The following is a 20,422-nucleotide window of genomic DNA, read 5'->3' on the forward strand; positions in this document are numbered from 1 at the left end:
GCCTTGGTCGCATTCGCCACATGACCGATCAGCACCGATGTGGCGGCAGAAGCGATGCCCGGCATGTTGTGATGCTCCGCCAGCCAGTAGCGGTGATACCCCCAATCCTCCGCGTGCCGGGCAAGATCGACGGTATTCGCGATGGCCTGGCGCGCATCCGATCCTTCGGGCACGGGGGCAAGGTCGAGAACTGAGTATTTCATCGCATCACTCCTGCTTTGAATAACGGGGGTAAGCCCCGCTCGCCCCGCCTTCCACCCCTTTCACCCTTTTTCAAACACTCCGGGGGTCCGGGGGCAGCGCCCCCGGGACGGCCCCCCAAGGCACAAACGTGAAAAAGGCCGCCCCCACGGGAGCGGCCTTTTCCAGATGTTGCGGAATATGCAGCAATCAGCGTTTGGAGAACTGGAAGCTCTTGCGGGCCTTGGCGCGGCCGTACTTCTTGCGTTCCACCACGCGGCTGTCGCGGGTCAGGAAGCCGGCCGCCTTCAGGGCGCCGCGCAGAGAGGGATCGTAAAGCTGCAGCGCCTTGGAGACGCCGTGTTTCACCGCACCGGCCTGACCGGACAGGCCGCCGCCCTTGACGGTGGCGACCACATCGAACTGCCCCTCGACCCCGGCAACCGAGAACGGCTGTGCGAGGATCATCTGCAGCACGGGGCGCGCGAAATATTCGTTCTGCGGCTTGCCGTTGACGGTGACCTTGCCGGAACCGGGCTTGATCCAGACGCGGGCGACCGCGTCCTTGCGCTTGCCGGTGGCATAGGCGCGGCCCAGATCGTCGCGCTGGGGTTCGCGCGAAACGGAAGCTTCGGGGTCGGTGCCCTGCACGCCGCCGATGTTCTCGGTCACGGCCGCTTCGAGCCCTTCGAGTGTCTTGATTTCTTCAGCCATGCTCATGCACTCCGCGTGTTTTTGGCGTTCATGGACTTGACGTCCAGAACTTCGGGGCTCTGCGCCTCGTGGGGATGGTCGGACCCGGCATAGACGCGCAGGTTTGTCATGATCTGGCGGCTCAGGCGGTTGCCGGGCAGCATCCGCTTGACGGCCTGCGTGACCACGCGCTCGGGGTGTGCGCCTTCGAGGATCTGCTCCTTGGTGCGGGACTTGATGCCGCCGGGGTGGCCGGTGTGCCAGTAGAAATGCTCTTCGCGCTTCTTGCCGGTCAGCTGGACCTTGTCCGCATTGATGACGATGACATTGTCACCGCAATCCATGTGGGGCGTGAAGGAAGGCTTGTGCTTGCCGCGCAGGCGCGTGGCGACGATCGATGCAAGACGGCCCAGAACGATGCCTTCGGCGTCGATCAGGATCCATTTCTTGTCGATGTCTGCCGGTGTCGCAGAAAAGGTTTTCATCGGAAATTCCCGTAGATGGAGTGAGCGTGGCACGCGCCGGAGCGGCACCACCGTGTGATGGGCGGGTTATACGCGGTTCAAATTGCGCGTCAAGCGACACAAGCCTGATAAAATACCGTTAAATCATGTGGTTGTGAATAAGGTATTATTTTACCCCATCGCTCACGCGTCACCGATGCCCTTCATCCCCTCGGGCGGGATCGCATAGGTCAGACTCGCCCGGGCCACGGGTTTGTCCTGGCCCGCGGAAAACAGCAGCACGTCCGTCACCGAAAGCTGCCGCCCGAGCTTCAGAAGCCGTGCCTCCGCCACCAGATCGACCCCGGCTGCCGGTTTGCGCATGAAATCGATTGAGCAATTCGTCGTCACCGCCAGCGCCTTCGGTCCGATCATCGCCAAAGTTGCCAGATAGGCCGCCACATCCGCCAGCGCGAACATCGACGGGCCGCTGACCGTCCCGCCGGGGCGCAGGTGACGGTGCGCCACCAACAGCCGCATGGTCAGCCCGTCTTCGTCCACCCGGTCGATGGCGAAATCCTCGGCCACCTGCTCGAACACGTCGCGCAGGAATGCGGTCAACGCCTGTGCGTCCATCACCAATGGCATCTGCTCTCTTCCTCCTGAATTTGCGCCGGAAAATGGCTAGAAAGAGGCGCAGGCACAAGGCTTGGGGCCGCAAAAAACGAGACTCGCGCGGAAGGGCCGCCGAAATATTCCATCGTTTCCAAAACTTATCCCTATTGTTTGTAATTTTTTACTGGCGAATTTGTCCGAAACGGGGCAATAACGGGTCGCGGACCACGGGTTCGCACGCTTTGGATCGCCGCCGGCGGAAGGTCCCTCCAGATCAGCCTCTCACTGATCGGCCATTCCCGCAGCGGCGATCCCAAAAGCCAACCCTCCCCCGCCGATGCCACTGCGGCCCGCCTCGGGCGTATTGCGCCCGCGCGCGCCCTGCCCTACATCGACCCCATGACAGAACCCCTTCATATCATCGGCGGCGGCATGGCCGGTTGCGAAGCCGCATGGCAGGCCGCCCACGCGGGTGTGCCCGTCATCCTGCACGAAATGCGCCCCAAGGTGGAAACCTTCGCCCATCAGACCGGGCTCCTGGGGGAAATGGTCTGTTCCAATTCCTTCCGCTCGGACGACAGCGAACAGAACGCCGTGGGTCTGCTGCATTGGGAAATGCGGCAGGCGAACGGGCTGATCATGCAGATGGCCGACCGGCATCGCCTGCCGGCGGGCGGCGCATTGGCCGTGGACCGGGACGCCTTTGCCGCATCGGTCACCCAGGCCGTGCGCGCGCATCCCGACATCACGGTGGAGGAAGGCGAGATCACGGAGCTGCCGCAGACGGGCCGCTGGATCGTTGCGACCGGGCCGCTCACCTCCGGCGCGCTGGCCGAAGCCATCGCCCGCGAAACCGGCGCTGACGCATTGGCGTTCTTCGACGCCATCGCGCCCATCGTCTATCACGACAGCATCGACATGACCCGCGCATGGATGCAATCGCGCTACGACAAGGGCGAGACGGAGGAGGAGCGCACCGCCTACCTCAACTGTCCGATGGACCGCGACCAGTACGAGGCATTCATCGACGCGCTGCTCGCCGCCGACAAGACCGAATTCCGCGAAGGCGAAACGGCAGGTTACTTCGACGGCTGCCTGCCCATCGAGGTGATGGCCGAACGCGGGCGCGAAACCCTGCGCTTCGGACCGATGAAACCCGTGGGCCTGACCAACGCCCATCAGCCGGACATCAAACCCTATGCCGTGGTCCAGCTGCGCCGGGATAACAAGCTGGGCACGCTCTACAATATCGTGGGCTTCCAGACGAAGATGAAATACGGTGCCCAAACTGATGTATTCCGGATGATCCCGGGGCTGGAAAATGCGAGCTTTGCCCGGCTGGGCGGCATCCACCGCAACAGCTTCATCAATTCGCCCACGCTGCTGGATGACCGGATGCGCCTGCGCAGCCGCCCCAACATCCGCTTTGCCGGACAGATCACCGGGGTGGAGGGATACGTGGAATCCGCCGCCATGGGCTTGCTCGCCGGGCGCATGGCCGCGGCCGAAGCGACGGGGGGAGAGACACCGCCGCCTCCGGCCACCACGGCCATGGGTGCGCTGATGACGCATATCACCGGCGGCGCGGATGCAAAGACCTTCCAGCCGATGAACGTCAACTTCGGGCTCTTTCCGCCCGTCGAGGGGCTCAAATCGGGCCGTCGCGGACGCAAGGACCGGTACAAGGCCTATACCGACCGCGCCAAGGCCGATTGGCAGGATTGGCTTGCTCCGCAACCTGCGGTGTAATTTCAGGCAGTTGGTACTGGACGCGCGGCGAAGCGCTTCGTAACATCCCTGCATGGGTAAATCGTTTCTCGACAAGGCCTATGCCGCCCGTGATGCGGCATCGACCCGTCGGCTGTATGATGACTGGGCGGAAAGCTACGATTCCGAAGTGACGGGACAGGGCTATGCCACGCCCGCGCGCTGCGCCGAGGCTCTTGCCAGGTTTTCCACCGACAGGACGCGCCCCATCCTCGATTTCGGATGCGGCACCGGGCTTTCCGGCAAGGCGCTGGCGGAGGCCGGTTTCACCACGATCGACGGCTGCGACCCTTCGCCCGACATGCTGAAGGAGGCGGAGGCCAAGGGCGTCTACCGCACCCTCACGCCGATCGACGCCGACGGCGCCCTGCCCCATGACCTGTCCAGCTATGCCGCCATCGCCGCCATTGGCGTCATCGGGGCCGGGGCCGCGCCGATCTCGGTCTTCGACACGCTGATGCGGGGGCTAGCGCGGGATGCGCTGCTGGTCTTTTCCTTCAACGATCACGCATTGGCCGAAAAGCAGAACGAGGGCCGCGTGAGCGAATGGCTCGACTGCGGGGCGGGCCAATTGCTGTTCCGTGAACACGGGCCACATCTGCCCGGCCTCGATCTTGGCTCGAACGTCTACGTCATTCGCAAATCGTGAGCTTCCGAACCCGTTTCGCGCCCTCTCCCACAGGGCCGCTTCACCTGGGCCATGCCTATTCGGCGATCCTTGCCCATGACATGGCGCGCGCGGCGGGCGGGCGCTTTCTTTTGCGCATCGAGGATACTGATACCACACGCGCCCGCCCGGAATGGGAGGCGCAGATAAAGGATGATCTGCACTGGCTCGGCCTGACGTGGCAAGGACCGGTGCTGCGCCAATCCGACCGGCTGGATCACTATGCTCAGATCATCGACAGCCTCGCCCAGCGGGGGCTGGTCTTTCCCTGTTCCTGCCGCCGGGCGGATATTCGCGCCGCACTTTCGGCCCCGCAGGAAGGTGTTGTGGCCCCGCCTGTCTATCCCGGCATCTGCCGCGGCCGGGACATGGCAAGCCGCCAGCCCGGCGACGCGCTGCGCCTGAACATGACAGCCGCGCTTGAAACGCTGAACGGCCCCCTCACCTTCACCGATACCGGCCCGAACTACGAAGGCACCCATGAGGTGCGGCCCGAAACGCTGCTGGAGACGCAAGGCGATACGGTCCTGGGCCGCAAGGAGATCGAGGCCGCATCCTACGTGCTGGCGGCGGTGGTGGATGACGCCGAACAGGGGATCACCCATGTCATCCGCGGCGCGGACCTCTTCGACACCACGGGTGTGCAGGTTCTGCTACAGCATCTGCTGGGGTTGCCCACGCCTATCTATCATCACCACCGTCTCATCCGGAACGAGGCCGGCAAGCGGCTGGCCAAGCGCGACGATGCGCGCAGCCTGTCGCTCTTTCGGGAAGCGGGCAAAACGCCCGATGATATCCGGCGCATGGTCGGCCTGATCGACTGAGCGGGGCTTCCCCGGTCAGTCCATGGGCGCCATCAACTCATGTTCCTTGCCCGCGCGGATCGCCGTGTAGAAACAACTGCGCCGCCCGGTGTGGCAGGCCGGGCCGGTCTGTTCCACCAGCGCCAGCAGGCAGTCGCGGTCGCAATCATAGCGCAGCTCGACCAGCTTCTGGCGATTGCCGCTGGTGGCGCCCTTTTCCCAGAATTCCTGCCGCGAGCGGCTCCAATAGGTCACCAGCCCGCTTTCCAGCGTCCGCTGCACGCTCTGCGCGTTCATCCATGCCATCATCAGCACCTCATGCGATGTGGCATCCTGCGCGATACAGGGGATCAGCCCTGCGGCGTCGTAGCGTAGCGACTGTGGATCAAAGTCCATCTATTTTCTCCCGGCAGGGTTTGGCATCACGGTGTGTGCGGCTTATGTAGTCACAAGGCCCGCGGCGAACCACCCCAAAGGAGCGAGCATGTCCGGCGAAACCGACCTCATTAAACTGTACTCGGCGCGGATTCTGGCGCTTGCCGCGGATATTCCCTGCCTCGGGCGACTCGACGATGCGGATGCCAGCGTGACGCGCCGCTCCCCCCTCTGCGGTTCGACCGTCACGGTGGACGTGCGCACAGGGGGCGACCGGCTGGAGGCGTTCGGCCAAGACGTGAAGGCCTGCGCGCTGGGGCAGGCCGCCGCCGCCGTCGTGGGTGCAGCCGCCCCCGGTGCGACCCGCGCGCAGGTGGAAACCGCCCGCGATCAGCTGCGCGCCATGCTCAAGAGCGGCGGGCCGGTGCCCGATGCGCCCTTCGAAGGGTTCGAGGTCCTGACCCCGGCGGTGGAATACAAGAATCGCCACGCGTCGATCCTGCTGTCGATCGAGGCGCTGGCCGACGCCATGGCAGAGGCCGCCGAAGTGGAAAGCGCCGGGGCGAACGGCTGAACCGACCTCGCCGCGTGTTTTTGAGGTCCGCGCAAAAGCGTTCCGCGACCTTTTCAATCCCTGTCTCACAATCCCCCTATAAAAAAACGCCGCCGTTCAAACAGAACGGCGGCGCAGGCAATGCGTTTTCCATGTGGGACCCGGCCCCTCAGGGGGATGAACCCGCCACCGCAAGACAGGCACAGGGCGGTGGCAGCGTCGAGGGCGGACGCACCCGAAGAACCGGCATGAAAGCGCAGGCAGACCTAGACGATGGCAGGAAGATGCAAGCCGATGAACAGCATCACGACGAGCGCCGCACCACCAAGCGCATCCTGCAACAGCGTTGTATCGGCCTGCCGCAATATCCTGCGAAATGTATGTAGCGTCGTCATGTCACTTCCTCCCATTCGTTTCTGTTTTGTTCTCACATCCCCCGCGCCAAGTAAAGAACTTTATAGGAACATTAGTGAACAAAACGAACAGAACGCGGTGCGGGAGGGTCTAACCCACTGATATCAGGCGAATCGCCTCATCCTGCCGCATGAGCCAGAGCAGCAGTCGCGCCGCCCTGCCCCGGGCGCTTTCCAACCCCGGATCGGAATTCAGCAACGCCCGCGCATCCGACAAGGCAATCTGCATCAGGTCCGCCTGCCGTTCGAGATCGGCCACCCGGAATCGCGGCATGCCCGATTGCGCCGTCCCGATCAGATCCCCCGTGCCCCGCATGGCCAGATCGGTTTCCGCGATGACAAAGCCGTCTTCCGTGCCGCGCAGCACCTCCAACCGCTTGCGACCCGCCTCCCCCAACGGGGGACGGTAGAGTAGCAGGCAGGTCGACGCGCCGGTTCCGCGCCCGACCCGCCCCCGCAACTGATGCAGTTGCGCCAGCCCAAAGGTCTCCGCCTGTTCGATCACCATGATTGTCGCATTGGGCACATCGACGCCAACCTCGATCACTGTGGTGGCGACCAGCACCTGCGTCTCACCCTTCTGAAAGGCGCGCATGGCGGCGTCCTTCTCTGCCGGGGGCATCTGCCCGTGCACGAGACCCACGACCCCTTCCCCCAATGCAGCGCGCAGTCGGCGGAAGCGGTCTTCGGCGGCGGTAAGATCGCTTGTCTCGCGCTCCTCCACCAACGGGCAGACCCAATAGCATTGCTTCCCCTCGGCGATGGCCGCGCGCAGCCGGTTCAGCACTTCGTCCATCCGCTCGCTGCTGACCATGGCGGTGCGGATCGGCTGGCGACCGGGCGGCTTTTCGTCCAGCACGGAGACATCCATGTCACCGTATTGCGCCAATGCCAGCGAACGGGGAATCGGGGTTGCCGTCATCACCAGCACGTCCGCCTGCTGACCCTTGCGCCCCAGTTCCAGCCGCTGACGCACGCCGAAACGATGCTGCTCATCCACCACCGCAAGGCGCAGATCGTGAAAGGCGACATCGGCCTGAAACACCGCATGGGTGCCGCAAAGCACATGGATATCGCCGCGCGCCAGTGCCGCCAGCTTGCCCGTGCGTTCGGCCCCCTTGTCCCGGCCCGTGAGTAATTCCAGCACGACGCCCGCCTTTTCCGCAAGGGGCCGCAGCCCCTGCAGGTGCTGCCGGGCGAGTATCTCTGTCGGGGCCATGAGCACGCCCTGCCCGCCCGATTCGACCGCCGCGAGCAGCGCCATCAGCGCCACGAGGGTCTTGCCCGCGCCCACGTCACCCTGCAACAGCCGGTTCATGCGCTGGGGGCTGGCCATGTCGGCGGTGATCTCCGCGATCGCCCGTTCCTGCGCCCCGGTCAACGCATAGGGCAGCGCCGCGCGCACCTTGCCCTGCAAGCTGCCGGTGCCCGCGCTCACCCGGCCCTTCTTGCGGCGGCGGTGCTGCCGGGCGAGCGCCAGTGTCAACTGATGCGCCAGCAGCTCGTCATAGGCCAGCCTTTCCCGGGCGGGGTGTCGCGGGGAAATGTCCGACAGCTCACGCGGGTCATGCGCCTGTTCGAGCGCCGTGGCAAAATCGGGCCATCCGGCGCGGCTACGCTGCTGTTCGTCGATCCATTCAGGCAAGAGAGGTGCACGTTTCAGCGCGGCCCGCGTGGCCTTGTAAAGGACCTTCTGCGTCAGCCCCGCGGTGAGCGGATAGACAGGTTCGAAATCCGGGATATCGCCCGCTTCGTTTTCCGGCAGCGCGAAATCGGGATGCACCATCTGCGCCATGCCGTCGAAAAGCTCCACCCGCCCCGAAACGATCCGCCGCGCGCCTTCGGGCAACTGCCGGGACAGATAATCGCCCCGCACATGAAAATAGACCAGTTGAAAGCTGGTGCGCGCATCTGTCACCTGTATGCGGTAGGCCCCGCCCCGGCTGCGGGCGGGCTGATGGGCGCCGATTGTGACGGCCACGGTCAGCGTCGCGGGCAGCGTCGCATCCTGCACGGTGTCGTGCCTGCGCCGGTCGATCCCGCTGTGCGGCAAGGTGAAAAGCAGATCGCGCGGCGCCTCGATATGCAGGGTCTGCATCAGCTTCGCGGTCTTGGGGCCGACCCCTTCAAGTGTTTCGAGACCGGCAAAAAGCGGAAAGAGCTGCTCGGGCCGGCCTGTCATGCGTCGCCGATAAGCGCGAGCCAGCCGTCTTCGTCCAGCGTCTCGACGCCCAGTTCGGCGGCCTTCGCCGCCTTGGACCCGGCCCCCGGCCCGGCCACCAGCAGATCGGTCCGTGCGCTGACGGAGCCCGAGACCTTGGCGCCCAGCCGTTCGGCGCGGGCCTTGGCCTCTGCCCGGGTCATCTTTTCGAGCGTGCCCGTAAAGACGACCGTCTTGCCAGCCACCGGGCTGTCCTGCGTTTCAGGCCGTTTGGCGGGCTGAACCTCCAGCTGCGCCAGAAGCCGGTCGATAGAAGCGCGCTCCGCCTCCTGCGCGAAAGTGGCCACGAGCGATCCGGCCATGACAGCGCCCACGCCGTCGATCCCGATCAGGTCTTCCCACGCGGGGCCGGAAAGATCCTGTGCCGCCACCAGCGCCTTTTCCAGCGCCTCGAAGGTGCCGTAATGCAGGGCCAGAAGATTTGATGCCACTTCGCCCACATGCCGGATCCCCAGCGCAAAGATCAGCCGGGCCAGCGGCACCTTGCGCGCGTCTTCGATGGCGGCAAAGAGATTATCCGCCGACTTGGCGCCCCAGCCGTCGCGGTTTTGCAGACTCTCCGCCCCCGCGCCATACCGCTCCTTCAGCGTGAAGATATCCGCCGGTTCGGCGATCCAGCCGTCGAGGTAGAATTGCTCCACCTGCTTTGCGCCCAGGCCGTCGATGTCGAAGGCCGCGCGGGACACGAGGTGTTTGAGCTTTTCCACCGCCTGCGCGGGGCAGATCAGCCCCCCGGTGCAGCGGCGCACCGCATCCCCGGGTTCGCGCACGGCATCGCTGCCGCATTCGGGGCAGACCGTCGGAAAGACGTAAGGCTGCGCATCGGCAGGACGGCGGGCAAGGTCCACATCGGCGATCTTGGGGATCACGTCGCCCGCGCGGTAGACCTGCACCCAATCCCCGATGCGGATATCGCGACCATCCCGGATGGGTTCGCCGCGGCTGTCCAGCCCGGCGATATAGTCCTCGTTGTGCAAGGTCGCGTTGGAGACAACCACCCCGCCCACCGTCACCGGCGCCAACCGCGCCACCGGTGAAAGCGCGCCCGTCCGCCCCACCTGGATGTCGATGGCTTCGAGCCGCGTCCAGGCGAGTTCGGCGGGGAATTTGTGCGCCGTGGCCCAACGCGGGGTGGTGGACCGGAAGCCCAGCCTTTCCTGCAGGGCGAGGTCGTTGACCTTGTAGACCACGCCGTCGATGTCATAGCCGAGCGTTGCCCGCTGGGCTTCGATCTTTTCGTAATGCGCGATCAGCTCCGAAGGCCCGGTGCAGAGCGCGGTAAGCGGGTTGGTGGAAAAGCCGAGCTCTTCCATCCGGTCGAGGGCCCCTTTCTGGGTATCGGCGAGCGGTTCGGAAAGGGCGCCCCAGGTATAGGCGAAAAATTTCAGCGGGCGTGACCGGGTGATCCGGGAATCGAGCTGGCGCAGCGATCCCGCGGCGGCGTTGCGCGGATTGGCGAAGGTCTTTGCCCCGGCTTCTTCCTGCCGTTTGTTGAGCGCGGCGAAATCGTCGTGGCTCATGTAGACTTCGCCGCGGATTTCCAGCACCTCGGGTGCGCCTTTGAGCGTTGTCGGCACATCATCGATGGTACGGGCATTCGCCGTCACGTCTTCGCCGGTGCGGCCATCCCCGCGGGTGGCGGCGCGGACAAGCTTGCCCGCCTCATAGCGCAGGGAAAGCGACAGCCCGTCGATCTTCGGTTCCGCCGTGTAGGAAAGCTTGTCGCCATCGCCGAGGCCGAGGTACTTGCGAATGCGGCGATCGAACTCTTCCACATCCTCGTTCGAAAAGGTATTGCCGAGCGACAGCATGGGCACCGAATGCTGCACCTTGCCAAAGCCTTCCGCCGGGGTTGCGCCCACCTGTTCGGTGGGGCTGTCGGCGCGTTTGAGCTTTGGAAACCGCTCTTCTATGGCGTGATTGCGCTGCCTGAGCCTGTCGTACTCCGCATCCGAAATCTCGGGGGCATCGGCACCGTGATAGGCTTGGTTCGCCGCGGCCAGCGCATCGGCAAGCCGCGCCAGTTCCTGTTCCGCTTGGGCCGCGTTCAGATCCTCTACCGCAATTTCCGCTGTCAACGGGACCGCCCTCCGCCTTGTGGAACAGGCTTCTAGATAGGCGGCGCCCGCAAGCAGGTCCAGTCGTTTCGCCCGGGGTCAGGCCCCCACGGCGAGCGAACGTTGCGCCGGCAGTACTTCGGGCTGGGGATCGCGCAGCACATAACCCCGCCCCCAGACCGTCTCGATATAATTGAGACCGCCCGTCGCCGTGCTGAGCTTCTTGCGCAGCTTGCAGATGAAGACGTCGATGATCTTGAGTTCCGGCTCGTCCATGCCGCCGTAAAGGTGGTTGAGGAACATTTCCTTCGTCAGCGTGGTTCCCTTTCGCAGCGAGAGAAGCTCCAGCATCTGGTATTCCTTGCCGGTCAGGTGAACCGGCTTGTCCTCGACGCTCACGGTTTTGGCGTCCAGGTTCACCGTCACGAGGCCGGTCTGGATCAGGGCCTGCGCATGGCCTTTCGACCGGCGAATGATGGCGTGGATCCGCGCGACCAGTTCTTCGCGGTGGAAAGGTTTGGTCAGGTAATCATCCGCCCCGAAGCCAAAGCCCTTGATCTTGTTTTCGGTATCGTCCGCGCCAGAGAGGATCAGGATGGGCGTTTCGATGCGGGAAAGCCGAAGCTGACGCAGCACTTCGTGCCCGTGCATGTCCGGCAGGTTCAGGTCCAGCAGGATCAGGTCGTAATCGTAGAGCTTGGCAAGATCGATCCCCTCCTCCCCGAGGTCGGTCGCATAGACGTTGAGGTTCGCATGGCTGAGCATCAGCTCAATGCTTTTGGACGTCGTGGGGTCGTCTTCGACAAGCAAAACTCTCATTTTCGAAAAATCTCCGCTGCACAAATATGGGCTCGAAACCAAGGGTGATCAAAATAGGTTAATCACACGTAAACAATGAACCCCAATATATATAGCAACTTAAAGTTGTCTATATTTTTGTACCGCGGTTGCCTTTAGGGCATCCACTCCGTGATCGGAAACCGCGCGCACCCATTCGAGGAATTCCTCCTCGCTCAGCCCATAGCGTTCCAGCGCTTCTTGCCGGGTGATGAGCCCGTAGATCACGCCCCGCACCACGGCGGCCTTGCGCGATGCGACCCATCGGCGGGTTTCCGCGGGGGGCAGATCCGCGCGGGTCATCCGGCGCCCGCAGGCCAGTGTCACAGTGCGCAAACCATCGACTTTCTTGAGGTACATGGGCGGCTCCCAGCGTTACAGGAGTGTTCGGAATGGGGGGTGCGCCCTTAACGCCCGGTGAAACCACGCCTTGCGAGTATGGCGCATTTTCCTATATTGCGCGCGGACATCGCCCGGAGCCCGTTATGCCTCTCGACACGCCCCATCCGATCAATTCGCTCGGTTTCGCCAAACCACCGGCTGAAACCCGTGTCGTTGTGGCCATGTCCGGCGGGGTGGATTCGTCTGTCGTGGCCGCCATGCTGGCCGACGAAGGCTATGACGTGGTGGGCGTGACGCTGCAGCTTTACGATCACGGGGCGGCGCTGGCCAAGAAGGGCGCCTGCTGCGCCGGGCTGGACATTCACGATGCGCGCCGCGTGGCCGAGGAAATGGGTTTTCCCCATTACGTGCTGGATTACGAAAATGTCTTCAAGGACGCCGTGATCGACGAATTCGCCGACAGCTATCTGGGCGGCGCGACCCCTGTCCCCTGTATCCGCTGCAACGAGAGGGTGAAATTCAAGGACCTGCTGGAAACGGCGCGCGACCTCGAAGCCGACTGCATGGCGACGGGCCATTACATCCAGCGCAAGGACGGGCCCGCCGGGGCCGAACTGCATTGCGCCACCGATGCCAATCGCGATCAGAGCTATTTCCTCTTTTCGACCACGCCCGAACAGCTGGATTACCTGCGCTTTCCGCTGGGCCACCTGCCGTCGAAGGATGAAACCCGTGCCCTCGCCGCGAAATATGGGCTTTCCATCGCGGACAAGCCCGACAGTCAGGACATCTGCTTCGTGCCGAACGGCGACTATGCCGCCGTCATCCGCAAACTGCGCCCCGAAGCGGCGGACCCCGGCAATATCGTGGACCCCGAGGGCAACGTCTTGGGCCAGCACGAAGGCGTCATACACTACACGATCGGTCAGCGCCGGGGGCTGGGCATCGGCGGGCTTGCAGATCCGCTCTACGTCGTGCGGTTGGATGCGGAGCGCAAGGAAGTCGTCGTGGGGCCGAAGAAGATGCTCGCCACGCGCACGATCCCGGTGAAGGAGATCAACTGGCTCGGCGATGCGCCGCTCGCCTCGCGCGCTGAATGGCACGTGGCGGTCAAGGTCCGCTCCACCCGCCCGCCGCGTGACGCGATCCTGCGCCCGCTGCCCGACGGCACGGCAGAGGTCGAACTGCTGACGCCGGAGGAAGGTGTTTCGCCGGGGCAGGCCTGTGTCTTCTACGATCCCGAAAGCACCCGTATCTTCGGCGGCGGCTGGATCCACCGCGGCTGAGGCGAGGCATCGGCACTGGCACGGTGGCAGCCGGGTGTCAGCCGGCCTGCCCGTCCGCTTCCGCCCGGCCCATCCCGCGCAGCACGGCGCGTGCCGCGCGCAGACCGGGCGCCTCGCCCCCCTGCCCGAGTCGCTGCATCGTACTTTCCATCGCGGCCAACTGGGTGGAACGCTCGTCAAACAGGTCTAGTGTCGCGCGTGCGATCGGGCCGGGGCGGCAGTTGGCGCCGATGAATTCCGGCACCGCGCGGGTTTCGGAAACGAGGTTCACCAGTGTGACCGTGTCCACCTTCAGCATCAGCCCGATGATCTGCCGACTGAGCCAGCTCATGTCATAGGCGATCACCATCGGCGTGCGCGCCGCCGCCAGTTCGAGCGATACCGTCCCCGAGGCCGCCAGCGCCACATCCGCCGCACGAAACGCCGCGCGTTTCATCGCAGCGCCTGTCGCGGCATCCGGCATGGTCGGGTCGAGCACAACGGGCGCGCCCTCCCATGTGCGGGTCATGCGCCGCACTTCGGCCAGAACGGAAGCTGCCGCGGGGATCACGATACGGGTATCCGGCGCCTCCGCCATGATCCGGGCGACCGCCTGCTGCAACACCGGCCCGAGCCGCGCGACCTCTCCGCTGCGGGAGCCGGGCAAGACCAGTAACAGCGGCGCATCGCCGATGCCGGCCTCCGCACGGAAGGCCGCGGCCTCCTCCGCGCTGGCCACGGGTTCGGCCACGACCGGATGGCCCACGAAGTCGCATTCCATGCCCGCGGCCTGCATGAAGGGCGGCTCGAAAGGAAAGAGCGCCAGCACATGATCCACCCACCGGGCCATCTTGCGCGCGCGCCCCGGTCGCCACGCCCAGACCGTGGGCGCCACGTAATGTACGATGCGCAACTCGCTGCGCGCACGCACCCGGCGCGCCACCCGCAGGGAAAAGTCCGGGCTGTCGATGGTGATCAGTACATCCGGTGCGGCCTCGATCACCGCCTCTGCGGTCTGATCGATACGCGCCATCAGCGAGCGGTAGCGCGGCAGGATCTCGGCCAGGCCCATGACGCTCAATTCGCTCATATCGAAAAGGCTTTCAAGACCTTCCGCCTGCATCTGGGTACCGCCGACGCCCACGAAGGAGATATCCCGCACCAGTGATTTCAGCCCCGCCATGAGCGCGCCGCCCAGGTTGTCTCCCGATGGTTCACCGGCGAGGATGAAGACTTTCACGGCGCAGGTTCCTCCCTTACCCAAAGCACCAGCCCGTGACGGTTGGCCAGTGCCACGCAGGTGTCACGTTCCAGCAGCAGAACGCCCGCCGCGTCGAGCACGATCCCGGCAAGACCGGCATCGCAGGCATTCTGCACGGTGCGCGGCCCGATGGTAGGCAGATCGATCTCCCGTATCTGGCCGCGCTTGGGCCCCTTGCACAGGATCGCCTGCGCGCTGCGGGCAACGTCGGGCAAGGTGGCGAGCATGTGGTCCGTACCGCCGATGGCTTCGACGCCCACCACCTGCGCCCGGCCCACGACGCAGGCCTGCCCGATGTCCAGCGCCGACAGGGCCGCCAGCACCTGCGCCCCGCGGGCGGCGTCGCGACGCATTTGCTCATCCGGCGCCGCCCGGCTCAGCACGCCGGGGCCGGCCAGAAGATCAGGCAGTAATTCGTGAACGCCGATGACGGCAAACCCCGCCTCGCGAAAAATGTCCCGCACAACTTCGAGCGCGCCGTTGTCGCCCTGCGCCAGCGCGGCCTGAAAACGCGGCACCAGTGGCATCGTCGCGGCATCGAGTGCCGAGGGATCGAACCGGGGCCGCGCCACGTCGCCGACAAAGCAGACCCTGTCGACCCCCGCATCCTGCAATTCAGCCAGAAGAGAACCCAGCGTTTCAAGCCGGAATGTCCGGTCAGCCTCCACCCCATCGGGTTGCGCGCCGTCGAGAACGCAGACCAGCGGCCGTGCCTTTTGCGAGGCCACAACCTGCCGCGGCAGGTCGCCGCCGCCTGCGATCAGCGCAAGCATCAGCGCGGCGTCAGGAAATGACGGCCGGTATCGGCCATGATGAAATCCACGATCTCACGCACCGGGGCGCTTTGGGTTTCCTCCCCCAGACGCGCTGCCCGGTCATGGAACGTGCCCTCCCCCTGCGCCAGCATCTGGAAAGCCGCGCGCAGGGCGGTGATATCGGTGCGCGCCACGCCGCGACGCTTTAACCCTACGAGGTTCAGCCCATCAAGCTCACCGCGCGGCGCCTGTACGAGACCGTATGGTATCACATCGTTGGTCACCATCGTCACGGCACCGACGATGGCGCCGCGCCCGATGCGCACGAACTGGTGTATACCCGCGAGACCACCGATGATGACATCATCCTCGATGATGCAATGCCCCGCTACGGCAGCCGAGTTCACCACGATCACCCGGTCGCCCAGAATGGCGTCATGGGCGATATGGCATCCGGCCATGAACAACCCGTCATCGCCGATCTTCGTGACGCCGCCGCCCCCCTCGGTGCCGCAGTTCATCGTCACATGTTCACGGATGCGATTGCGCGCGCCGATCTCCAGCCTGCTCGCTTCGCCCTTGAACTTCAGATCCTGCGGAATTTCACCGATCACCGCGAAGGAAAAGATCACCGTGCCCGCGCCGATCTCGGTCTGGCCGGTCACCACGACGTGGCTCTTCAACACGACATCCGGTCCCAGCACCACCTGCGACCCTACGGTACAGAATGGCCCGACCGTCGCGCTGGGATCGATACGCGCGCCTTCCTCGACGATCGCGCTGGGATGGATCCCGCTCATGCGTCCTTGCCTGCGGACATGTCCACATAGGCCATGAACTCCGCTTCGGCGGCCATCTCGCCCTCGACCGTGGCAACGCCGGAAAACTTCCAGATCTTGCCGCCCTTCTTGCCGCGCAGCGTCTTCACCTGCATTTCCAGCACGTCCCCGGGGACGACCTTGCGCCGGAACTTGCAGTTGTCGATGGACATGAAATAGATCAGCAGTTCCTGATCGATGATATCGAGCGCGATGCCCAGCATGACGCCGGAGGTCTGCGCCATGGCTTCCACGATCGTCACGCCCGGCATGATCGGCGTTCCGGGGAAATGCCCCTGGAAATGCGGCTCGTTCATAGTGACGTTCTTGATGCCGCGCGCGGAATTCGTGCCGTCGATATCCACCACCTTGTCGATCAGCAGAAAGGGGTAGCGATGGGGCAGGATGCGCTGAATCATCATGATGTCGGCGCTCTGAAGCTCTTCGGTCATTCGGTTTCCTTTGTTGCACCGGCGTGCGCCATGGCTAGCAACTCCGGCTGCGCTGGGCAAGCGCGGGCCGGTTGCGGCCTGTCAGTCGCCCGCGCCTTCGCCGCTTCCGATGGTCTCGTTCAGCAGGGAGATGGCGGCATCCGTGATCTCGATGGCCGAGGCGCTGACAAAAACGGAGCGGCGTTCGAGGATTACCCCGGCCCCCGCATTGCGCATCAATTGCTCCAACACCGGCCCTGCCGCAGCGAGGAAGGCTTCGCGTTCCTCATCGAGCTGCGCGTTGAGCGCACGGGACTTCGCGGCCTGCGCGCGTCGAATGGACTGAACCTTTTCGTCGAAATCATCCGCAAGGCTGCGAAAGGCCTCCGGGGACATCTGCGCGCGTTTCAGCGTCAGTTCCTGTTCCTCGGCCTCGAGGTCGGATTCGATCCTCCGGTTCTCCGCCGAGAGCGCGTTGCCGCGTTCCTCGATCTCCTCGGCGACGCGCTGGCCGAATTCGCTTTCCAGAAACACCCGGTCAGAATCGATGGTGAGGATCGGGCTCTGCACCGTTCGCGGCAGCGACGGTGGCGAAACCGTCTCCGGCTGCTGCTGTGCCTGCACCGCCGGCGCGGCACAAAGCCCCGCCGCCAGCACCAGCCGTATCACAAGGCCCTGCATGATCCGCCTAGAAATCCGTCCGCAGCGTGATCTCGAACTTCTGTTCCTTGTCGTAGGTTTCCTTCTTCAACGCTTCGGACACGTTGAACTGGAGGGGACCCACGGGCGTATCCCAGAAGACCGAAACGCCGATCACATGGCGGAAAGAGCCGGATTCACCCACGACACTGGCACTGTTCAGGTTCACATCGCTGAGATCCCAAAGGTTCCCCACGTCATAGAAGACGCCGCCGTTGATGCCATACTCTTCCGGAAGACCGAGCGGGAATTCGGCTTCGAAACGCGCCGCGACATAGAGGTTGCCGCCCAACGGATCGTCCCGTGTGGCGGAGATTTCCCGCGGGCCGATGCCGCCCGGTTCGAAACCGCGCAGAATGGACGGGGTCAGGATGAAACGGTCCACCACGCGGTTGTTGCCGCTGTTCCACGCCAGCGCGCCGCCTTCCAGCGTCGCCCGCAGCGTCACGTCTTCGTTGAAGATCTTCTTTTCGCCGATGACCTTCGCGGTGGTCTTGATGTAGCTGCTGTCGCCGCCGATCCCGGCGAAATCCTGACCGATCTGGAAGAGCATCCCCATCGTCGGATCAAGACCAGTAAGCCGGGTGTCATAGGTGTAGGTGTAGCCCAATGAAGACGACAGCTGCGAACCCGCCGCGATGTCATCCGCGATCACGAGGCCATGGACAGGCGTATCACGCGCCGTAACCTCGATATCCTCGGCGGTATAGCGCAGCTGCACCCGCCCATTCTCGCTCACCGGGAAGGTGAGGCTCGGCTGAAATACCAGCCTCTCGGTATTGTAGGTGGCAAAGGAGGAATCCGTTTCGGCATAATCCAGCGTCAGCCCGAAAGCGACATCCCGGCCCAACAGGCTCGGCTCCACGAAGGTAAGCCCGTAGCGTGTGGCCTCCGACGCGGTGGAGATGGCGAGCGACAGTTTCTGCCCACGGCCAAGGAAGTTCTCCTCGGCGAAGCTGATGGCCACGCCGACACCGTCGTTGTTAGAAAAGGACCCGCCGAAGTTCAGTGACCCGGTCGGCTTTTCCTGAACATCCACGTCCACCACGACCTGATCGGGGCTGGAGCCTTCGCGTGCATTGACCTCTGCCTCCTCGAAATAACCCAGCGCGCGGATACGTTCGGCGGATTCGCGAATTTCGCGCGGGTTGAACGGATCGCCCTCGGCACTGTCGAACTGCCGGCGAATGACGCGGTCCAGCGTGGTGGTGTTGCCTTCGATATCGATCCGCTCGACAAAGATGCGTTCGCCGCGCGACAGCACATATTCGATATCCAGCGTCAGGTTCCGGTCGTTGCGGGTGACACGCGGCTCGACCCGCAGAAAGTCCACACCGTCCCGGATTGCCTGACGTTCCAGCCGCGCGATGTCGGATTCAACGCGTGTGGGGGTGTAGATCTCACCCGGTTCGATATCGATGATGTCGCGGTAGCGCGCTGCGTTCAGCCCCGGCATGGTGGAGCTGAGGGAGACCTTGCCGAAGCGGAATTGCTGACCTTCGGTAATGTTGTAATTGACGAAATAACCGTCACGCTCTTCGGTGAGCTGGGCGTTGACCGCCTGTACGCGCATGTCGACATATCCGCGCGCCAGATAGAAATCGCGCAGCAATTGCTTGTCCAGCTCCACCCGGTCGGGGATGAACGTGTCCCGGCGGACCAGACGGCGGAAGAGCCCGGCCTGCTTGGTGCCCAGCACCCGCCGCAACCGGCTGTCCGAATAGACGCGGTTGCCGACGAAGCTGATCCGCTCGATCTCCACGTTGTCGCCTTCGAAGATCTCGAACACAAGATCGACGCGGTTCTGATCCCGGCGAATGATCCGGGGCTGCACGCGCGCGGCGATGCGGCCATCGTTGCTATAGGCTTCGGCGATGGCGGCGGCGTCCTGTTCGGCAAGCGTCGGATTGAAAACGCGCTGCTCGTCGGAGGAGACGAGTTCGGCCAGCGTTTCGTCGTCGATCCGGGCGTTGCCCTCGAAGCTGACCTGATTGAGCGTCGGCAACTCGACGACCGTGATCGCCAGCGTATTGCCGCGCGGTTCAATGGCCACGGATTCGAAGAGGCCGGTGTTCTGGAGACGCTGGTAGGCGTCGTTCAACTGGCCGGCTGAAATCGCCTGCCCCCGCCGCAGGCCAGCGCGCGCGATGATCGCACTGTCGCCGATGCGCTGGTTACCGTCGATCACGACGGTATCGAACCGGTATTCCTGCGCTGTCGCCTGCGCCCCGGGAAGGAGCCAAGCCACCGAAATCATGACCGAAAGGGAAATCCCCTTCGCAGTCGTCGTGAAACCGTCGAAGTTCGTCCGGCCGGAGGGTTTTTCCCCCTCGTTCCTCAGTCCCATCGTACCGCCCAATCTCAAGAGGTCATTTGGCGTACTGAGTACCGAGATTGGCTTGGCTTGTCAAAAGCAAGCGGGACGAAAAAGATCACCAGATCCTGCGGCGGGCGGCGATAGCCCCCCATTATGCTGTGGATAAGATGGCGGGATGCCGCTCAGAGCGAACCGAGCCAGGACCCGGCCAGAAGTGCCGCGGCGATCGCACCCGTATAGAGCGCGCGGTCCCAGTTCAGATCCATCAGCAGGCTCAGGCCACGATAGGATGTTTGAATCGTCTGCATGGTGCACTCCTCATGTCTAACCGTCAGAATGACAGTCGATTGAGGCGCGAGTTTGACGAATTGTGGCAAATCCGGGGCAAAACGCTCAGGGGCAGAAGACGTCGTTGTAAAGCGCAAATACCATCAGCGTCAGGACCAGCGCGATGCCGATGCTCATCAACACCCGCAGCGCGGCATCGCTGGGGGGTTTCCGGGCGACGGCCTCATAGGCGTAGAAAACCAGATGCCCCCCGTCGAGCGCGGGAATGGGGAAGAGGTTGAGCATCCCCACCGCGGTGCTCAGCACAGCGATGAAATTGATGAAGGAAGTCGCACCCTGGCTCGCCATCGCGCCGGAGGTCTGGGCGATGCCCACCGGCCCCGACAGATTGCAGGTGCTGATATTGCCGATGATCATCTGCTTCAGTCCGGCGAAGGACCCTTCGATGATGCGCCACATGTTGCGCGCGCCCCCCACCAAGGCCTCCCCCATGCCGGGAGTTTCCGTGGCGGGGCGGAACGCCATGTCGCTCACGATACCGATGCGCAGGTTGTTGGCGAAACTGCCGTCCGCCTGCGGCTCATCCGTGGAACGCGGCGTCAGGGTGAAGGGCAGCGTCTGG

General features: G+C 64.2%; 23 protein-coding genes. 5 read left to right on the top strand and 18 right to left on the bottom strand.

The genetic code is table 11. The annotated features are described in order from the left end of the window. From A3728_RS19840 to A3728_RS19855, 4 genes are all read right to left on the bottom strand, one after another. Window positions 1-203 (bottom strand): LLM class flavin-dependent oxidoreductase (locus tag A3728_RS19840; RefSeq protein ID WP_150120909.1); only part of this gene is annotated, 203 nt, incomplete at its 3' end. Window positions 204-390: 187 nt separating this feature from the next. Beyond that, on the bottom strand, window positions 391-894 hold the full coding sequence (gene rpsI / locus A3728_RS19845; protein ID WP_067927804.1) for a 30S ribosomal protein S9: 504 nt from the start codon (window positions 892-894) through the stop codon (window positions 391-393). A 2-nt stretch (window positions 895-896) separates the two neighbouring features. Next, complete coding sequence (gene rplM / locus A3728_RS19850) at window positions 897-1,358, bottom strand: 50S ribosomal protein L13 (protein WP_067927808.1); 462 nt, start codon at window positions 1,356-1,358, stop codon at window positions 897-899. Between the two features lie 162 nt (window positions 1,359-1,520). Next, a complete protein-coding gene (locus tag A3728_RS19855) occupies window positions 1,521-1,964 on the bottom strand; it encodes a PaaI family thioesterase (RefSeq protein ID WP_067927810.1) in 444 nt (147 codons plus the stop codon). A 366-nt stretch (window positions 1,965-2,330) separates the two neighbouring features. Between A3728_RS19855 and trmFO the strand changes: the two genes are divergently transcribed. The 3 genes from trmFO to gluQRS are packed head-to-tail and all read left to right on the top strand — an operon-like array spanning window position 2,331 to window position 5,189. Then, window positions 2,331-3,680 carry a methylenetetrahydrofolate--tRNA-(uracil(54)-C(5))-methyltransferase (FADH(2)-oxidizing) TrmFO gene (trmFO, locus tag A3728_RS19860; RefSeq protein WP_067927814.1) on the top strand — a complete coding sequence of 450 codons (1,350 nt, stop codon included), beginning with the start codon at window positions 2,331-2,333 and terminating at the stop codon, window positions 3,678-3,680. A 52-nt stretch (window positions 3,681-3,732) separates the two neighbouring features. Beyond that, window positions 3,733-4,347: a class I SAM-dependent DNA methyltransferase gene (locus tag A3728_RS19865; protein ID WP_067927816.1), complete on the top strand. Its 615-nt coding sequence runs from the start codon at window positions 3,733-3,735 to the stop codon at window positions 4,345-4,347. Beyond that, on the top strand, window positions 4,344-5,189 hold the full coding sequence (gene gluQRS / locus A3728_RS19870) for a tRNA glutamyl-Q(34) synthetase GluQRS (protein WP_067927819.1): 846 nt from the start codon (window positions 4,344-4,346) through the stop codon (window positions 5,187-5,189). The genes A3728_RS19865 and gluQRS overlap by 4 nt, the downstream gene beginning before the upstream one ends. 15 nt (window positions 5,190-5,204) lie before the next feature. Here gluQRS and hisI read toward each other — a convergent pair whose 3' ends face one another. Next, window positions 5,205-5,564, bottom strand: coding sequence for a phosphoribosyl-AMP cyclohydrolase (gene hisI / locus A3728_RS19875; protein WP_067927822.1), 360 nt, complete (start codon window positions 5,562-5,564; stop codon window positions 5,205-5,207). A gap of 88 nt (window positions 5,565-5,652) precedes the next feature. Here hisI and A3728_RS19880 point away from each other — a divergent pair, with 88 nt between their 5' ends. Continuing rightward, window positions 5,653-6,117: an iron-sulfur cluster assembly scaffold protein gene (locus A3728_RS19880; RefSeq protein ID WP_067927825.1), complete on the top strand. Its 465-nt coding sequence runs from the start codon at window positions 5,653-5,655 to the stop codon at window positions 6,115-6,117. Between the two features lie 245 nt (window positions 6,118-6,362). On the opposite strand, the gene A3728_RS23885 is transcribed toward A3728_RS19880, so the two are convergent. The 5 genes from A3728_RS23885 to sciP all read right to left on the bottom strand — a co-directional run bounded on the left by A3728_RS23885 (window position 6,363) and on the right by sciP (window position 11,984). After that, entirely contained in the window at window positions 6,363-6,491 is a 129-nt protein-coding gene (locus A3728_RS23885; protein ID WP_269084752.1) for a hypothetical protein, read from the bottom strand. A 109-nt stretch (window positions 6,492-6,600) separates the two neighbouring features. Further along, entirely contained in the window at window positions 6,601-8,691 is a 2,091-nt protein-coding gene (gene recG / locus A3728_RS19885; RefSeq protein WP_067927830.1) for an ATP-dependent DNA helicase RecG, read from the bottom strand. Then, window positions 8,688-10,808, bottom strand: a complete 2,121-nt coding sequence (gene ligA, locus A3728_RS19890) for an NAD-dependent DNA ligase LigA (protein ID WP_067927833.1) — start codon at window positions 10,806-10,808, stop codon at window positions 8,688-8,690. The genes recG and ligA overlap by 4 nt, the downstream gene beginning before the upstream one ends. A gap of 78 nt (window positions 10,809-10,886) precedes the next feature. Further along, window positions 10,887-11,606, bottom strand: a complete 720-nt coding sequence (ctrA, locus tag A3728_RS19895; RefSeq protein WP_067927836.1) for a response regulator transcription factor CtrA — start codon at window positions 11,604-11,606, stop codon at window positions 10,887-10,889. A gap of 99 nt (window positions 11,607-11,705) precedes the next feature. Then, window positions 11,706-11,984, bottom strand: coding sequence for a CtrA inhibitor SciP (gene sciP / locus A3728_RS19900; RefSeq protein ID WP_067927838.1), 279 nt, complete (start codon window positions 11,982-11,984; stop codon window positions 11,706-11,708). A 125-nt stretch (window positions 11,985-12,109) separates the two neighbouring features. Here sciP and mnmA point away from each other — a divergent pair, with 125 nt between their 5' ends. After that, window positions 12,110-13,252 (top strand): tRNA 2-thiouridine(34) synthase MnmA, encoded by a 1,143-nt coding sequence (gene mnmA, locus A3728_RS19905; protein ID WP_067927841.1) that lies wholly within the window; start codon window positions 12,110-12,112, stop codon window positions 13,250-13,252. 37 nt (window positions 13,253-13,289) lie between these two features. Here mnmA and lpxB read toward each other — a convergent pair whose 3' ends face one another. The 8 genes from lpxB to A3728_RS19940 all read right to left on the bottom strand — a co-directional run. Further along, window positions 13,290-14,471 carry a lipid-A-disaccharide synthase gene (gene lpxB / locus A3728_RS19910; protein ID WP_067927844.1) on the bottom strand — a complete coding sequence of 394 codons (1,182 nt, stop codon included), beginning with the start codon at window positions 14,469-14,471 and terminating at the stop codon, window positions 13,290-13,292. Then, window positions 14,468-15,265, bottom strand: coding sequence for an LpxI family protein (locus A3728_RS19915; RefSeq protein ID WP_067927847.1), 798 nt, complete (start codon window positions 15,263-15,265; stop codon window positions 14,468-14,470). Before A3728_RS19915 ends, lpxB begins: the two co-directional genes overlap by 4 nt. After that, on the bottom strand, window positions 15,265-16,047 hold the full coding sequence (gene lpxA / locus A3728_RS19920; RefSeq protein ID WP_067927850.1) for an acyl-ACP--UDP-N-acetylglucosamine O-acyltransferase: 783 nt from the start codon (window positions 16,045-16,047) through the stop codon (window positions 15,265-15,267). Before lpxA ends, A3728_RS19915 begins: the two co-directional genes overlap by 1 nt. After that, window positions 16,044-16,517, bottom strand: coding sequence for a 3-hydroxyacyl-ACP dehydratase FabZ (fabZ, locus tag A3728_RS19925; RefSeq protein WP_067927853.1), 474 nt, complete (start codon window positions 16,515-16,517; stop codon window positions 16,044-16,046). The genes lpxA and fabZ overlap by 4 nt, the downstream gene beginning before the upstream one ends. An 81-nt stretch (window positions 16,518-16,598) precedes the next feature. Further along, complete coding sequence (locus A3728_RS19930; protein WP_067927855.1) at window positions 16,599-17,177, bottom strand: OmpH family outer membrane protein; 579 nt, start codon at window positions 17,175-17,177, stop codon at window positions 16,599-16,601. A 7-nt stretch (window positions 17,178-17,184) separates the two neighbouring features. Continuing rightward, window positions 17,185-19,452: an outer membrane protein assembly factor BamA gene (gene bamA / locus A3728_RS19935; protein WP_067927857.1), complete on the bottom strand. Its 2,268-nt coding sequence runs from the start codon at window positions 19,450-19,452 to the stop codon at window positions 17,185-17,187. Window positions 19,453-19,694: 242 nt separating this feature from the next. Continuing rightward, a complete protein-coding gene (locus A3728_RS23890; protein WP_269084753.1) occupies window positions 19,695-19,820 on the bottom strand; it encodes a hypothetical protein in 126 nt (41 codons plus the stop codon). An 85-nt stretch (window positions 19,821-19,905) separates the two neighbouring features. Beyond that, window positions 19,906-20,422 (bottom strand): site-2 protease family protein (locus tag A3728_RS19940; protein WP_201722357.1); only part of this gene is annotated, 517 nt, incomplete at its 5' end.

It is taken from the genome of Sulfitobacter sp. HI0040, from assembly GCF_001634885.1.
Classification (GTDB): Bacteria; Pseudomonadota; Alphaproteobacteria; order Rhodobacterales; family Rhodobacteraceae; genus Sulfitobacter.